14 protein-coding genes are annotated in these 14,107 nt (G+C 58.4%); 6 read left to right on the top strand and 8 right to left on the bottom strand.

Annotated features, from left to right (window positions below; translation table 11 throughout):
- Window positions 1-19 precede the first annotated feature (19 nt).
- Window positions 20-1,192 (top strand): ADP-ribosylglycohydrolase family protein, encoded by a 1,173-nt coding sequence (locus ACP86_RS09965; RefSeq protein ID WP_053113535.1) that lies wholly within the window; start codon window positions 20-22, stop codon window positions 1,190-1,192.
- Between the two features lie 16 nt (window positions 1,193-1,208).
- Here ACP86_RS09965 and ACP86_RS09960 read toward each other — a convergent pair whose 3' ends face one another.
- Both ACP86_RS09960 and ACP86_RS09955 read right to left on the bottom strand, forming a co-directional pair.
- Window positions 1,209-1,901, bottom strand: a complete 693-nt coding sequence (locus ACP86_RS09960; RefSeq protein WP_053113532.1) for a TVP38/TMEM64 family protein — start codon at window positions 1,899-1,901, stop codon at window positions 1,209-1,211.
- A 143-nt stretch (window positions 1,902-2,044) separates the two neighbouring features.
- The gene (locus tag ACP86_RS09955) at window positions 2,045-3,067 is read right to left on the bottom strand and encodes a Fe(3+) ABC transporter substrate-binding protein (RefSeq protein WP_053113531.1); all 1,023 of its coding nucleotides are present in this window, start codon (window positions 3,065-3,067) and stop codon (window positions 2,045-2,047) included.
- A 193-nt stretch (window positions 3,068-3,260) separates the two neighbouring features.
- Here ACP86_RS09955 and ACP86_RS09950 point away from each other — a divergent pair, with 193 nt between their 5' ends.
- On the top strand, window positions 3,261-4,376 hold the full coding sequence (locus ACP86_RS09950) for an ABC transporter ATP-binding protein (protein ID WP_053113529.1): 1,116 nt from the start codon (window positions 3,261-3,263) through the stop codon (window positions 4,374-4,376).
- A gap of 7 nt (window positions 4,377-4,383) precedes the next feature.
- Here the strand turns inward: ACP86_RS09950 and ACP86_RS09945 are convergent, their stop codons facing one another.
- The 3 genes from ACP86_RS09945 to ACP86_RS09935 all read right to left on the bottom strand — a co-directional run bounded on the left by ACP86_RS09945 (window position 4,384) and on the right by ACP86_RS09935 (window position 7,896).
- Window positions 4,384-6,096, bottom strand: a complete 1,713-nt coding sequence (locus ACP86_RS09945) for an ABC transporter permease (protein ID WP_053113527.1) — start codon at window positions 6,094-6,096, stop codon at window positions 4,384-4,386.
- A 147-nt stretch (window positions 6,097-6,243) separates the two neighbouring features.
- The gene (locus ACP86_RS09940) at window positions 6,244-7,095 is read right to left on the bottom strand and encodes a UDP-2,3-diacylglucosamine diphosphatase (RefSeq protein ID WP_053113525.1); all 852 of its coding nucleotides are present in this window, start codon (window positions 7,093-7,095) and stop codon (window positions 6,244-6,246) included.
- A 177-nt stretch (window positions 7,096-7,272) separates the two neighbouring features.
- Window positions 7,273-7,896: a YbhB/YbcL family Raf kinase inhibitor-like protein gene (locus ACP86_RS09935; RefSeq protein WP_008176858.1), complete on the bottom strand. Its 624-nt coding sequence runs from the start codon at window positions 7,894-7,896 to the stop codon at window positions 7,273-7,275.
- A 114-nt stretch (window positions 7,897-8,010) separates the two neighbouring features.
- Here ACP86_RS09935 and ACP86_RS09930 point away from each other — a divergent pair, with 114 nt between their 5' ends.
- Both ACP86_RS09930 and ACP86_RS09925 read left to right on the top strand, forming a co-directional pair.
- A complete protein-coding gene (locus ACP86_RS09930; RefSeq protein WP_008176856.1) occupies window positions 8,011-8,343 on the top strand; it encodes an ankyrin repeat domain-containing protein in 333 nt (110 codons plus the stop codon).
- A gap of 6 nt (window positions 8,344-8,349) precedes the next feature.
- Entirely contained in the window at window positions 8,350-9,093 is a 744-nt protein-coding gene (locus ACP86_RS09925) for a spermidine synthase (protein WP_053113523.1), read from the top strand.
- Window positions 9,094-9,099: 6 nt separating this feature from the next.
- Here ACP86_RS09925 and ACP86_RS09920 read toward each other — a convergent pair whose 3' ends face one another.
- Complete coding sequence (locus ACP86_RS09920; RefSeq protein ID WP_053113521.1) at window positions 9,100-9,660, bottom strand: TIGR00730 family Rossman fold protein; 561 nt, start codon at window positions 9,658-9,660, stop codon at window positions 9,100-9,102.
- Entirely contained in the window at window positions 9,657-10,529 is an 873-nt protein-coding gene (gene yghU, locus ACP86_RS09915) for a glutathione-dependent disulfide-bond oxidoreductase (RefSeq protein WP_014578957.1), read from the bottom strand. Before yghU ends, ACP86_RS09920 begins: the two co-directional genes overlap by 4 nt.
- Window positions 10,530-10,638: 109 nt before the next feature.
- On the opposite strand from yghU, the gene ACP86_RS09910 reads away from it, so the two are divergent.
- Window positions 10,639-12,747 (top strand): NosR/NirI family protein, encoded by a 2,109-nt coding sequence (locus ACP86_RS09910; RefSeq protein WP_053113519.1) that lies wholly within the window; start codon window positions 10,639-10,641, stop codon window positions 12,745-12,747.
- 26 nt (window positions 12,748-12,773) lie between these two features.
- On the opposite strand, the gene ACP86_RS09905 is transcribed toward ACP86_RS09910, so the two are convergent.
- Window positions 12,774-13,328, bottom strand: a complete 555-nt coding sequence (locus tag ACP86_RS09905; RefSeq protein ID WP_008176843.1) for a carboxymuconolactone decarboxylase family protein — start codon at window positions 13,326-13,328, stop codon at window positions 12,774-12,776.
- 117 nt (window positions 13,329-13,445) lie between these two features.
- On the opposite strand from ACP86_RS09905, the gene ACP86_RS09900 reads away from it, so the two are divergent.
- The gene (locus ACP86_RS09900) at window positions 13,446-14,051 is read left to right on the top strand and encodes a TetR/AcrR family transcriptional regulator (protein ID WP_008176841.1); all 606 of its coding nucleotides are present in this window, start codon (window positions 13,446-13,448) and stop codon (window positions 14,049-14,051) included.
- Window positions 14,052-14,107: the final 56 nt, after the last annotated feature.

The raw sequence follows: 14,107 nt of genomic DNA, 5'->3' as shown, positions 1-14,107 counted from the left end.
GGACATCAAGGATCCCGCCATGGTCAGCAATCTCCCTCCCGGAAGAAAAGCCGCCATCACCGCTGCTCTGGCAGGCGGCTGGGTCGCAGACGCAGCCAGCCTGGGTTTGCACTGGCTCTACAACAGCGAGCGCATTCTGGAGGTGGGTGGACAGTCGGCCGAATTCCTGCCTCCACGAGCCGAGTACTACACAAAGGGATTCGGTTACTTCGCTCACGAGGGGAAACAGGTTGGCGATGTGAGTCACTACGGCGCAGCCACCGGCGTGCTGACCGACAGCTTACTGGCCACCAACGGCAATCTGGACATCCGCGATTACCAGCGCCGGTTTCGTTCGTTCTTTGGGCCCGGTGGCCAATGGCAGGGATTCATCGATAACCCGACACGGATCACGCTGGAGAATTTCAATGCGATCGAGCGCAAGGCGGTCGAGGAGGCGCAGTCCGGCATGCCGGATGATCTTTCCGACAAACAGAAGCGGATTCTGGTGCAGAAGGTCATGCCCTACACCCGCCGTCTGAGCGGCAGCGCGCTTGCGCAGCCGGTGCGGGAGGCCATCAGCCTGACGTACAAGGAAAAGGCCATTCAGGACGCCGGCGTTCATCTGGCGGAAACCATCGACCGCAATCTGGTACCGGCGAGTGGCGCCGACGACATGCAGTTGCCTGCGGTGTCCAAGCTGCCGCCACTCGTTGCCGCCCATAGCGGAAGCACAAACCTCCTGGACGTTGTTGAAGCAGCCGTGCGGGTTACCAATCACAACGACGAGGCCGTTGCCTGGGCAAAGTGTGCAGCGGTGCTTCTGGACGGGCTATTCAGGGGCGAGCCTCTTGCCAAGGCAATGAATTCGGCCATCGACGAAGCACCCGATCAGGCGTCCCTCAAACGGGCACTTGAGAGCTCGGAACTGAACGGCGTTGCTGCCGGTGACACGTTTGGCCGCACCTGTTACCTGCAGGAAGCCATGCCGGTCAGCTTTCACATTCTGAACACGGCCCGGAGCTACACCGAAGCCATCCGCGCCAACATTCATTGTGGTGGTGACTCCTGCGGTCGAGCCTGGCTGATTGGCCCGGCCATGGCCGCCATGCACGGTGTTGGCGGTGAGAACGGCATTCCTCTGAGCTGGCTCGCCAGGGTAACGGATGCTGCGACCGTCTATCAGGATATCGAGTCGCTTGTGGGAAATTGAGAATCTGCAGCGGGCATCAGACCCTTCCATCCAGCTGCAGCCAGCGAGCCAGACGGGAATGTGGGCGATGCCGCAGGTAAAGGGGCAACGTGCTCATGACCAGCAATACCGTAGCTGCCGCTATAACGGTCAGGGTGGGGTTAAGCTCGAGGGTATGCCCCAACCCGGCAAACACAAAGGTCATGGGTAACATTCCAATAACCGTTGCCAAGGCGTAACGCCAAAGGTGTATCGCCGTTACGCCGGCGGCATAGCTGATCAGGGCGAAGGAGAACACCGGGATTAACCGGGTGAGGAGGACTGCAATAAACAGGAACCGCTGTGACCCTCTGGCCGAGAATACCGGGTTGTTTTCGAGCTTCTGCTGAACAGCATCGCGACCAAGCACTCGCGCCAGATAAAAGGCAATCAGCGAACCCGCCAGTGCACCGGCTACCGCGATTGCCGTTCCGTTGAACATTCCGTAAACCAGGCCGGACGCCGCACTGATCGGCAACGTGGGTATTGGCCCGACCACGACAGCAAGAACCATCAGGAGCATCAGTAATACCGGTCCAAGAGCCCCCTGACTGGCAAACCATTCAGACAGCACCGTTGGTGCAAAGCTGGCAGGCATGCCCAGTTGACGCAGCAGAAGCCAGATCGTGGCCATCAAAAACGCGACAATGGCAAGAAAGGAGAGACGGAAAACCAGCGGCGATCGGGTCATCCGGCTATTCTACCCGCTCATCAGGTAACAGGAAGCACAGCCGGTGCCTCGATAAAATAAAAAGGACCGGATGTCTTACCAACATCCGGCCCTTGGGCACGCTCTCTCAAGCGTAATCTGCGATCAATTTCGTGATACTTCGATTAACGCCAGCCCACACGGTCGAAGATCTTCACCGCTTCCGGATTGTTGGTGCCCAGTACGCTCACATTGATGTCATCAATGTTCAGGTTGCCCCAGGAATCCAGCACCGGATTCTTCAGTACACCGTCTACCGCCGGGAACTCGTGATTGCTCTCAGCGAAGATCTGCTGGGCGGTATCGGAGGACAGGAACTCCAGGAACCGGACAGCGTTGTCGCGGTTAGGCGCGGTAGCCACCACACCCGCACCACCGATGTTGGCGTGAACACCACGGCCATCCTGGTTCGGGAAGATAATGCCAACCTCCCGGGCCACTTCACGGTCTGCAACATCATCAGAGTTCAGCAGGCGCGCGTAGTAGTAATGGTTGCCAACCGCCAGGTTGCATTCACCGGCAGCCACAGCGCGGATCTGATCGGTGTCACCACCCTGGGGATCACGGGCCATGTTATTGACTACGCCCTGCGCCCACTCCTCAGCGCCTTCTTCGCCGTGGTACTCAACCATGCTTGCCAGCAATGACTGGTTGTAGATGTTGCTGGAGGACCGGATGCAGATCTCGCCCTTGAATTCCGGCTTGGCCAGGTCCTCGTACTGACTGATCCGGGAAGGATCAAAGTCTGAACGATCGTAGTAGATCACGCGCAGACGCTGACTGAAGCCGAACCAATGCCCTTCCGGATGACGCAGGGAATCCGGCAGACGGCTGTTCAGAACTTCGGAATCCACCGGCTGGAAGATGCCTTCCTGGTCGGCTCGCCAGAGGTTACCCGCGTCAACGGTAATCAGGATATCCGCCGGGCTGGCGACACCTTCTCGCTGGATTCGCTGGATCAACGCATCGGACTTGCCCTCAATCAGGTTGACCTTGATGCCGGTCTCCTCGGTGAAGGCGTTATAAATTGCCTGGTCCGAATCGTAGTGCCGCGCAGAGTAGAGGTTGACTTCACTCGCGGAGACACTCGTTGCTGCCAGTGTTGTTGCCAGGGCAGCGGCTGCCAACTTCGCTTTATGAGATACCACGGGATCTCTCCTTGGTTGCTAATTACTATTGCAGGTGAAAACGATTAGTATTTAGATGCGATTTAAACGAACCCGGGCATAGAAGTCAATAAATAGGAATCAGTCGCTTTTACGTATTCAATACACAATCAGACGCAACAAGCTTACAATTGCACCTCCACTGGAGTTTGAACCGGGAGGCTGGATCGGCACCATGAGCATTTATCAGGAAAGCCCAACCTACAGCGACCAACTCGAGAACGGCCTGTCGGGCCCGTCATTGATGCTTGACCGCGTGCATTGCCAATTCCATGGCGATAGCGTTGTCAAAGACATCAACCTGCATCTGGAAGCAGGCGAGGTTGTCTGCCTCCTCGGCCCTTCTGGCTGCGGCAAAACAACGCTGCTGCGTATCGCTGCAGGCCTCCAGACGCCGTCCCGCGGCAAAGTCTTTCTCGGCAGCTCCCTGGTTTCGGCACCCGGTGGCGTGCAGGTACCCCCGGAAAAGCGGAATGTGGGCCTGGCATTCCAGGAATCTGCACTCTTCCCCCATCTGACGGTGCTGGAGAACGTCTGCTTCGGCATCAGCTCCATGCCGAAAAAGCAGCAACGTACGCGCGCACTCGAACTGTTGGGGCGCCTGGGCATGGCCGATGCCGCCAATGTTTACCCACATACCCTCTCAGGCGGTCAGCAGCAGCGGGTAGCCCTGGCCAGGGCTCTTGCTCCGTCGCCACGGGTCATGCTGCTGGACGAACCCTTCTCCAGCCTCGACGCCCGGCTGCGCGACCAGATTCGGGACGATACACTGCATGTGCTGAAAGAGCTGAACACGGCCACTCTTCTGGTTACTCATGACCCGGAGGAAGCCATGTTCATGGCGGATCGGATCGCACTTATGCGAGACGGAGAGATCGTGCAAACGGGGACTCCTACAGACCTCTACTGCAATCCTGCCGAGCCGTTCGTGGTCAACTTTTTCGGGCAGGTGAACGAACATCGCGGCGTTGTCCACAACGGCGTGGTGACAACGCCATTGGGCCACCTGGAGGCTAAAGGTTTTGAGGACGGCAGCAGCGTTCGAATTCTGATACGTCCGGAGGCGGTCAAAGTCAGGCAACTTGAAGGACAGGCCGGTGATGACCGCAACAGCCATGTTCTGATGTCCCGACTGCTCGGCCCGACCAGTCTGTTGCACATTTGTGCTCACGGGCCAGACGGGCAGGAAATGCACCTGCATGCAAAAGTGCCCGGGGTGTTTCTGCCGGAACAGGGACAGGCTGTCTCGCTTGAGCTGGATATGTCGCAGGTTTTTCTCTTCGCCGAGTAAACCGTGGCTACCCCGTTTTACTTCCCGGGCGGGACCGACGCATCGCCAGGCTCAGAATGACCACGGGAATGATCCCGACCACAACAATGGCCAGGGATGACATGGCCGACTCGGCTAATCGCTCGTCAGAGGCCAGGCTGTAGGCACGGACCGCCAGGGTATCGAAGTTGAACGGCCGGAGTATGATGGTCGCCGGCAACTCCTTCATCACGTCCACAAACACCAGTATACCGGCCGCCAGCAGGCTACTGCGCATGATCGGCGTATGAACCTTGCGCAAGGTACCACCGGCGGTTTGACCGAGGGTTCGCGCAGCTGCGTCCATTGAGGGCGTAACCTTCCCCAGACTGGCCTCAACCGTATTGAAGGAGACGGCCAGGAATCTCACCGTGTAGGCGTAGATCAGGACAAAAGCGCTGCCACTGAGTACCAGACCCACCATGAAACCAAAGTTGTCACGAAGAAAGAGATTGAGCTTCTGATCCAGCCAGGCCAGCGGAATCATGATGCCAACGGCAATGACAGACCCGGGGATGGCATAGCCCATGGCTGCAATCCGGTTCGCACTCCGGACCCAGGAGCTGGGATTCAGCCGCGCGCCGTAACTCAGCATTACCGCAAGCGTAACGGCAACCAGCGCCGCGCTTGAGGCGAGTATCAGACTGTTGAACGCGAATTCCAGAAAACGCGTCCCAAAAAGGCTGTCACCGGTCGTAATCGCCATTTCCAGCAGAATCAGGGCCGGAACAATAAAACCGATAAGAACAGGCAGGAAACACACTGCAAAGGCGAGCGCAGCCTGACCTGAATTCAGCGAATACTCGGGCAATGCCTGATACCGTGCCGAGGTATGGTATTGCTTGCCACCGCGAGAAACGCGTTCCAGAACAACAACAAGAACCACGAACACCAGCAGGCAGGCTGCGAGCTGAGCCGCTGCAACCGGCTCACCCAGGCCAAACCATGTCCGGTAGATTCCTGTGGTGAAGGTATCGACGCCAAAGAACTGGACTGCCCCGAACTCGTTCAGTGTTTCCATCAGGACCAGCGAAACGCCACCGATGATCGCAGGACGGGACAGCGGCAGAGCAATGCGTTTGAACATACGCCACGGCCCCAGGCCGAGAGTGCGGCCAACATCAAGTGCACTTACCGACTGCTCCATGAACGATGCCCGGGCAAGCAGGTACACGTAGGGGTAGAGCACCATGGTAATCAGCAGGGCAGCACCGCCCAGGGACCGGATATCTGGAAAGTAATAGTCGCCAAACTCCCAGCCGAACCAGTCGCGCAAGGCGCTTTGTAATGGCCCCGCAAACTGCAGGAAATCCGTGTAAGCATAGGCAATAACGTAGGTTGGCACCGCCAGCGGCAGCAGAAGGGCCCACTCGAACAGCCGCCTGCCGGGAAACCGGCACATAACCACCAGCCAGGCACAGGCAGTGCCAATCAGGGTGGTTCCTACGGCCACAGAGACACTGAGCACCACGGTGTTACTGAGGTATCTTCCAAGAACCGTGCTGACAAGGTGTTGCCAGACTTCACCGGACGGGAAAAACACATGGGCAAGGATGACCAGCACTGGCATCGCAACCAGCAGGGCGATCACGAGGGTGCTGACCGTCCAGGCATTGAAACGACGCGCGCGATGACTGGCGGCGCCGGTTCCGGGGCCAGCGCCAGCAAAACCGCTTGTCTGTGATGTCGTATATTCAGCCATAAAGCCTATGAAGGGCTGGTAGGGACACGGAGTATAAGGGATACGATGGCGTTATGAAAAATAGCCACCCTGAAGGAGGGATATTGAAGCCTCGATCGGCCTGAGCGAGTGCCAGGGTGGGCGACCGAGGTCGCCGCACACCTCTGCTCAGCTGACGAGCCGGTTGACCTGCTCCACGAACGCTGTGGGCAGGGCATCAATCACCGGCCGGGCGTCTCCACACACATCCGGATGCGGGGCGTCAGGCTCTCTGGCCAGAACATTGGGGTTTTCCGACCAATGCAGCAGCTCCAGTGTGCCGTTCTCCTGCTCCACCAGCGCCGTGCAGTGTTCTACCCAATCGCCGTCATTGCAGTAAAGACCATCTTCGCTGCGCAGGAAGCCGGCGGAGTGGATGTGGCCGCAGATGAAACCGTCGTAGTTGCCCTTTTCCGCGACCGTCAGCGCCGCCAGTTCAAACCGCCGGATGAACGTGCGCGCCTTGCCGATTCTGCTCTTTACCCAGGCTGCGAGCGACCAGTAAGGCTTGCCCTTGAGCCGGCGCCAGGCGTTGAACCAGCGGTTCAGGCGGAGCAGGATACCGTGGGCACGGTCACCGACCAGAAGCATCAGTGGGCTGCATCGCACCACCTGATCAAACTGGTCGCCGTGGCAGACCATGAAGCGTCGACCATCAGCCGTGGTATGCACAGCTTTGTACTGCAGTTCAATTCCGGCAATGGTCTGGCCGCAGAACCGGCGCAGGAAATCGTCGTGGTTACCGGGCACATAGACCACCCGCGTTCCACTGGCCGCCAGCTCAATGAGTTTGTGAATGACGGCCTGATGGGAATCCGGGAAGTGAACCCGTCGCTGCATCGCAATCAGGTCGATGATATCGCCCACCAGATACAGAGTTTCGCAGCGGACCTGGTTCAGGAAATCCAGCAGATACTCGGCCTGGCAGTCAGCCGTGCCCAGGTGCACATCGGAAATGAAAACGCTCCGGTAGCTCCGCATCTTGCCTCCCGTCTTTCAACCATTCCGGATGCTGACACCTTGGCAAGACCGGGTGACGGGGACATGACAACAACAAGACACTTCTGTGACGTTCAGAAAGGAATCAGGGGGAGGGAACGATGGCTATCCGGTAACCGATTGGGTTACCGGAATATCACTGCTCGGTGTCTGAATCCGTTAGCGCAGGTCCGGATTCAGGGTGTAGGTACCCGTCACCCGGGCGCTGGCCAGTACGTGACCTGCCATGGCTTCGCGCACATCGTTACCATCGAACTCGCCATCCAGGGCAAGGGTATCCACATCCAGTGCATGCACCTCGAAGTGGTAGTGATGGATAATCTCATCGTTCCAGGGCGGACAGGGACCATCGTACCCGGCGTAGGTGCCGTTCATGTCGGGATTGCCCGCCAGGAACTGGGTGTAATTGTTCACGCCGCGGATACCGATGGGGCCGGGCCCCGGCTCCTTGCCCTTGGGAATCACGCCATCGCTGTCTTCGCCTTCCGGAATCCGGGTGGTGCCGGCAGGCACATCAACCAGCAGCCAGTGGAAAAAATCGACCCTCGGGATGTCCCTGGAAACCGTCTTGCCTTCCTGGTTTACATCATCCGCAACGCTGGGCACGTCCGGATCAAACATCATCACCACGAAGCTTTTCGTGCCCTCGGGCGCACCGTCCCAGACAACTTCGGGGTTCCGGTTGGGACCGAAGCTCATGTGGTCATCTTCGCTGTATACCCCGAATGCGAACTTCTCGGGAATCGGCTGGCCTTCTTCGATGCCTTCAACCTGTAGTTTCACGGCGTTGCCTCCTGTCGTTTTTAGCCTTGGGCTCATTGACTGTGTCTGGGACAGTCTCATTCTGTGATAATACGTTTTTAACACAAAATCGATTGAACTGACCACGGAGCCCCGATGAGCCAACAGAAGCCCGGCAAGCCGCAACAACCCGCGAACCAGAAAGACGAGGATGCGGTTGCCTTCGCCCAGGGTATTTTCGAACTGGCCCGCAACGGCGGTGCCGGACCTCTGAGCGTGATGCTTGATGCCGGTGTCCCGGTGAACATGCGCACCAGCGAGGGCGAGACCCTGCTGATCCTGGCCAGCAAGCACGGCCACCCGGAAACGGTACGTCTTCTGCTGGAAAAAGGCGCCGATCGCGAAGCGAAGGACAGCAACGGCAATACCGCTCTGTCGCTGGCAAAAACCGACAGCGTAAAGCGCCTGTTCGAAGAATCCGGCCGGTAAGCCGGCATGTTCAACAAAGGCGAGATTATCCACCACACCCGGGATGCCCTGGGCAGCATTCTGGTGGTCGATTACCGCAAACACCGGGTGCTTACCTTCAATTCGGTGTTCGAGCAAAGCAAGATTGATCGCCGATTTCCCTATCTGCCAGTTCATGAGTACAACCGGGCCATGATGCTGCCGGCGGTCTTTGCCAACCCTCGCCACGTCACCATTCTGGGTCTGGGCGGCGGCGTGATGGCCGGCGCCTTTCACCATCTTTATCCCGAGTGTCGGATACACGCCGTCGAACTGCGCCAGGCGGTACTGGACACTGCCCGGGAATTTTTTGATCTGCCCGGCAGTGAGCGCCTTGAGGTCACCATTGCCGATGCCCGGGATGCCCTGGAAAAGCTGCCGGAGGCGAGCACGGACATGATCCTGGCCGACCTGTATAACGCAGACCGGATGAGCCCTGCCCAGGCCCAGAAGCAGTTCGTTGATGAATGCACGCGGGTGCTGACCGACGATGGCTGGCTGGTGCTGAACTACCACAGAACACCGGATGTCGAAGGGGCCTACTTCCGGCGGCTCAAGCGGCACTTTGCGGTGCTTCTGGGTTTCCGAAGCAAGAGCAACAACACCGTGGTTTACGCCAGCAAACAGCACTTCCAGTCCGTACATCCGAAAGACCCGGTGTTGGCGGAACTGGAGAACCGGCTACCAATAGACTGGCGTCGTTTGATGGCGAAAGTCAGCCGGATGGAGTGAGGTCGCTCACAACCACTTTTCCCCGGGGCCCTGATAGTCCTGAAAAGCCCTATGCAGGCGATCTGGCTGGTCGGTCCGGATCAGCATGTCGATGTATTGTTGCTGCAAAAAACCGGCACGTTCCATGTTCTCCGCCATCGCCAGCAACGGGTCAAAAAACCCGTTGACGTTGTAGATGGCACAGGGCTTCTGGTGCAGCCCCAACTGGCCCCAGGTCCAGGCCTCGAACAGCTCTTCCAGGGTGCCAATCCCGCCCGGCAGCGCAACGAAACCATCGGCCAGATCGGCCATCAGGGCCTTGCGCTCGTGCATGTTTTTAACCACATGCAATTCGGTCAGGCCGGAGTGGGCCAGCTCCCGGTCCCGCAGATGCTCGGGGATCACCCCGTGAACCCGGCCGCCCGCGGCCAGGACAGCATCCGCCACAACACCCATCAGGCCGATGTGCCCGCCACCGAACACCAGCTCAATGCCATTTCGACCGAAGTAATCACCCAGCTCCCGGGCCTTGTCCGCGTATAGCGGATCATTTCCGGACCGGGAGCCGCAATAGACCGCGACCTTCATTCACCGTCACCAATCTTGTCCTGGGTTTGGGTCTCGAAATCACTGGCGTCGTGACGCTCGTGCAGCTGGCTGCTCGGCTCACCCCAGGCCCGGTTGACCATGCGGCCACGCCTGACCGCCGGGCGCTGGGCGATCTCATCCGCCCAGCGAATGACGTTGGTATAGGTGTGGGCTTCCAGGAACTCGGCCGCGTCATACACCTTGTTTTTCACCAGGGCGCCGTACCAGGGCCAGATCGCCATATCGGCGATGGTGTATTCATCGCCCGCGATGTAGCGGTTATTGGCCAGCTGCCGGTCGAGCACATCCAGCTGACGCTTGACTTCCATGGTGTAGCGGTTGATCGGGTACTCGTAGTATTCCGGCGCGTAGGCGTAGAAATGACCGAAGCCGCCACCGAGCATGGGCGCACTGCCCATCTGCCAGAACAGCCAGTTCATGGTCTCCGCGCGTCCGGCGATGTCACTGGGCAGGAACGCCCCGAATTTTTCCGCCAGGTAAAGCAGGATGGACCCGGATTCGAACAGGCGGATGGACGGGGTGACACTGTGGTCCACCATGGCCGGGATCTTGGAGTTGGGGTTCACTTCCACAAACCCGCTGCCAAACTGATCGCCCTCGGTAATCCTGACGAGCCACGCATCGTACTCGGCGTCCTTGATACCCAGCTCCAGCAGCTCCTCCAGCATCACCGTTACTTTCACGCCGTTGGGCGTCGCCAGCGAATAAAGCTGCAACGGATGCTTGCCAACCGGTAGCGCCTTGTCGTGGGTCGGACCGGCGATCGGGCGATTGATACTGGCAAACCGACCTCCGCTCTCAGAGTCCCATTTCCAGACTTTGGGTGGCGTGTAGGTAGCGTCGGTCATGGCATTTCTCCTCACAAAGTAGCATTCAGCTGGCTCCGAGGTCGCATTGAGCCCGGGGCCGAAAACTCTAGCATGGAAGTTCAAACAAAAAGAACCACAGGAGTACCCCATGGCAGGGCGCATCGTGCTCCTTCTTGCCTGTCTGTTTTTAGTGCCCCCGGTTCACGCCGAGCTGTCAGACAGCAAGCGGGCGCTGATTCAGGAGCTGTTTCCCTCGGCAACGGTCATTGAAGACAAGCTGCCCGATTTTCCCGTGTACCCGGTGTATCAACTCCAGGAACTGCTTGGCTATGCCTACGAAACCGCAGACCATAGCCGCCTACAGGGCTTTGCCGGCAAACCGATCAGCATGCTGATCGGCCTCGACAGCAAAGGGCGTTTCACCGGCATCAAGGTGCTGAATCACCACGAGCCGGTTTTTCTCCATGGCCTGGGCGAAGGCCCCCTGTTCGACTTTGTAGACCAATACGAAGGGCATTCGTTACAAGAGCAGATTATTGTCAGCACCTCCAACTCCAGCCGTTCCGGACGAACCAGCGACGGCAACGTGGTGCACTTTGACGGTGTCAGCAAGGCCACGGTTTCGGTCCTGATCATCAACGACACCGTGCTCTCTTCAGCCCTCAAGGTGGCCCGCAAGAAACTCGAGGGCTTTGCCCAGAGCGCACCCACACGGGCGAAACCGGATTTCTACCAGCCCATGTCCTGGCAGCAACTGGTGGATCGCGGTTACATCGGACACTGGCAGATTGCTGCCGAATCCATCGAGGCCGAGCTGGGCCGGCCTCTTTCAGACTACCCCATGGACATCGAACCCGCAGACGGCGAACCTTTTACCGAGCTTTTCTTCGCCTACATCAATTCGCCCATGGTGGGACGAAACCTGCTTGGAGACGATGGCTATCAGCGCCTCATGCAACGGCTGGATGACGGCGCACAGGTTCTGGCCGTCATGTCCCGGGGCGCCTTTCCCCACGTTTCCCGAGAGTTCGTGCCCGGCAGCTCTCCGGACCGTGTTGGGCTCACCCAGAACAACCTGGCCGTGGAAATGCGCGACCTCAACCTGCTGGACCAGAATCTCGATTTCCGGGCGGCCGGCATTCCGTCATTCGATGCCGGAAACCTGTTCCGCGTGGGCGGTAACGCCGGCTTCAACCCCGGGGCGGAAGCCAATCTGAAGCTCAATGTCGAACTGGCCCGCAATCACCTGATGGTGGACCGCACGTCCCTGAATATCCCGGTTCGCTTCAACGAAGAACTGTTCGAAACCGTCGAGGTTGCTCCCAACCCGGAGGACACCCGTGAACCGGTCTGGATCGGCCTTTGGAAAGAACGTTGGTGGCAGATTTCACTGCTGGTAATCGGCCTGACCGTTCTGACCGTGTTCTTCGCCCGCCAGAAAACCCTGAGCCGCAACCCGAAGCTGGTACACCGGTTCCGCTGGGGATTTCTGTTCTTCACCCTGTTCTTTATCGGCTTCTACGCCCAGGGCCAGCTTTCGGTGGTTAACATCTACACCCTGTTCCTGGCGATCTGGGACGGTTTCTCTCTCAATGTGTTCCTGCTGGATCCGATCATCTTTATTCTCTGGGTGTACACATTCATAACCCTGTTCATCTGGGGCCGTGGCCTTTTCTGCGGCTGGCTCTGCCCGTTTGGCGCCCTGCAGGAAATGGCCGCCTGGCTTGGCGAGAAACTGAAGTTCCGCCAGATCAAAGTGCCCGAGCACTGGCACCGGCGCCTGATTCTGCTCAAATATCCGATCCTGCTGGCTCTGGTGGGCACCGCTTTCTACTCCCTGACCGTCGCCGAAAAAATGGCGGAGGTGGAACCATTCAAAACCAGCATAACCCTGTTTTTCGTTCGCTCCTGGCCCTTCGTTCTCTACGCCGTCGGCCTGCTTGTGATCGGCATGTTCATCCACAAATTCTACTGCCGCTACCTGTGCCCGCTGGGCGCCGGCCTCGCGGCGCTCGGCCGGTTACGCTTGTTCAGCTGGCTGGACCGGGTTGAGCTCTGTGGCAACCCCTGCCAGCACTGCAAGAATGAGTGCGGTATCAATGCCATTCGCAAGGATGGCCGGATCGATTACGACGAATGCATTCAGTGCCTGGAATGCGTCGTTATTCTCGAGGACGACACCCGGTGCGTCGACAAGCGGCTCGAGACCAAAAAACGATCAAGACAGGCGAACATACTGGCAACGGACGCGGGCTGACCCGTCCCGTTGCCGCGAAGCCCGGATTATTGCTTCTTCTGCCATTCAAACTTCTTGAACGGCTCATCAACGGGCGTCTCCGCAATGTGGTTGACGTAGTTACTCATGACTTTCTGGGACAACACCAGAATCACTTCCAGTACCTGGCGGTGCTGGTAGCCCGCTTTATAAAACGCGTCCAGATCCTCTTTGCTGACATTGCCGTGTTTGCGCATGACTGCGAGAGTGAAGGTTCTCAGCGCCTCGAGCTTGTCGCTCGGCAGCGGCGTTTCGTCCCTCAGTGCATTGGTAATGTCGTCAGACACGTCCATCATTTTGGCAATGCCGGTATGGGCCGGGACGCAGTAATGACAGGCGTTTTCCACGTTGATGGTCTGCCAGACGACGGTCTTTTCATCATTATCAAAGCTGCTGTCCAGCACCAGTTGATGCAGTTGCTGGTAACCCTCGAGGATGCCCGGCGCCTCCGCCATGACCGCGTGCAGGCCAGGAATCATGCCGAACGCCTTGAGCGAGTTGTCCAGCAATGGTCTGGATTTCTCCGGCGCAGTGTCTTTGTCGTGAAGGGGGAAATCTGTCATTGCCAACTCCTTTATTGAATGATTGCTCAATTACTACTTCAGGCTAACTGTTATTGAGCGGTCATTCAAGATATAATTGAGCGGTCATTCAAATCACTACGATGGTGAATTGTTGTTATGGCCAGACACGCACGCTATGACCGAAAAACCGCTCTGGAAAAGGCCGTTGGCCTGTTCTGGGAGAAGGGCTATCACGGCAGCTCCATGAAGCAGATCGAGCAGGCCCTCGATATGCGGCCGGGCAGCATCTACGCCACGTTTGGCAGCAAGGACGGTCTGTTTTCAGAAGCACTGGCCGCCTATGCGGAACAGGGCGGCCGGGAGTTGGCCGTTCACCTCAAGGGTTTTGATTCCATTGTTGACGGCCTTCAGGACTATCTACGCGGCATCGCCTGCAGTTGCGGAGACGGAAGCGCGGCACCCTCACGAGCCTGCATGATCGTGAAAACGCTGCTGGAATCCAGCAATACGCATTCGGCCCTGGCGGACCAGGCTAACAGCATTCTAGCCGCGATCGAGGGATCTCTTGCAGACCTGGTAGAGCAGGCTCGGGTGAAAGGGGAGCTGGCGCAATCCGTAGACAGCCGTCGACTTGCCCGGCTCCTGCAGGCGCAGATCATGGGCCTGAGATCCATGGGTGAACGCAATCTGGATCCGCAAGCCATGAAAGACCTTGGTGACGATATGGCCGCCATCCTGGACGGGTATCGCACCCAGCATTAGACCCGCTGTTCCTTCTGCGGCTCCGGCGAGCGCGCCACCCACAGGTTCGCGAGCGC

Origin of the sequence: Marinobacter sp. CP1, from assembly GCF_001266795.1 — a bacterium.
Lineage (GTDB): Bacteria > Pseudomonadota > Gammaproteobacteria > Pseudomonadales > Oleiphilaceae > Marinobacter > Marinobacter flavimaris.
The sequence above is the reverse complement of the archived record's forward strand: the minus strand, read 5'-3'. Positions and strand labels throughout refer to the sequence as shown.

Coding starts and splice junctions, on each gene's coding strand:
- ACP86_RS09965 (WP_053113535.1), top strand. CDS start 20: ATGGTCAGCAATCTCCCTCCCGGAAGAAAAGCCGCCATCACCGCTGCT.
- ACP86_RS09960 (WP_053113532.1), bottom strand. CDS start 1,901: ATGACCCGATCGCCGCTGGTTTTCCGTCTCTCCTTTCTTGCCATTGTC.
- ACP86_RS09950 (WP_053113529.1), top strand. CDS start 3,261: ATGAGCATTTATCAGGAAAGCCCAACCTACAGCGACCAACTCGAGAAC.
- ACP86_RS09945 (WP_053113527.1), bottom strand. CDS start 6,096: ATGGCTGAATATACGACATCACAGACAAGCGGTTTTGCTGGCGCTGGC.
- ACP86_RS09940 (WP_053113525.1), bottom strand. CDS start 7,095: ATGCGGAGCTACCGGAGCGTTTTCATTTCCGATGTGCACCTGGGCACG.
- ACP86_RS09930 (WP_008176856.1), top strand. CDS start 8,011: ATGAGCCAACAGAAGCCCGGCAAGCCGCAACAACCCGCGAACCAGAAA.
- ACP86_RS09925 (WP_053113523.1), top strand. CDS start 8,350: ATGTTCAACAAAGGCGAGATTATCCACCACACCCGGGATGCCCTGGGC.
- ACP86_RS09920 (WP_053113521.1), bottom strand. CDS start 9,660: ATGAAGGTCGCGGTCTATTGCGGCTCCCGGTCCGGAAATGATCCGCTA.
- yghU (WP_014578957.1), bottom strand. CDS start 10,529: ATGACCGACGCTACCTACACGCCACCCAAAGTCTGGAAATGGGACTCT.
- ACP86_RS09910 (WP_053113519.1), top strand. CDS start 10,639: ATGGCAGGGCGCATCGTGCTCCTTCTTGCCTGTCTGTTTTTAGTGCCC.
- ACP86_RS09905 (WP_008176843.1), bottom strand. CDS start 13,328: ATGACAGATTTCCCCCTTCACGACAAAGACACTGCGCCGGAGAAATCC.
- ACP86_RS09900 (WP_008176841.1), top strand. CDS start 13,446: ATGGCCAGACACGCACGCTATGACCGAAAAACCGCTCTGGAAAAGGCC.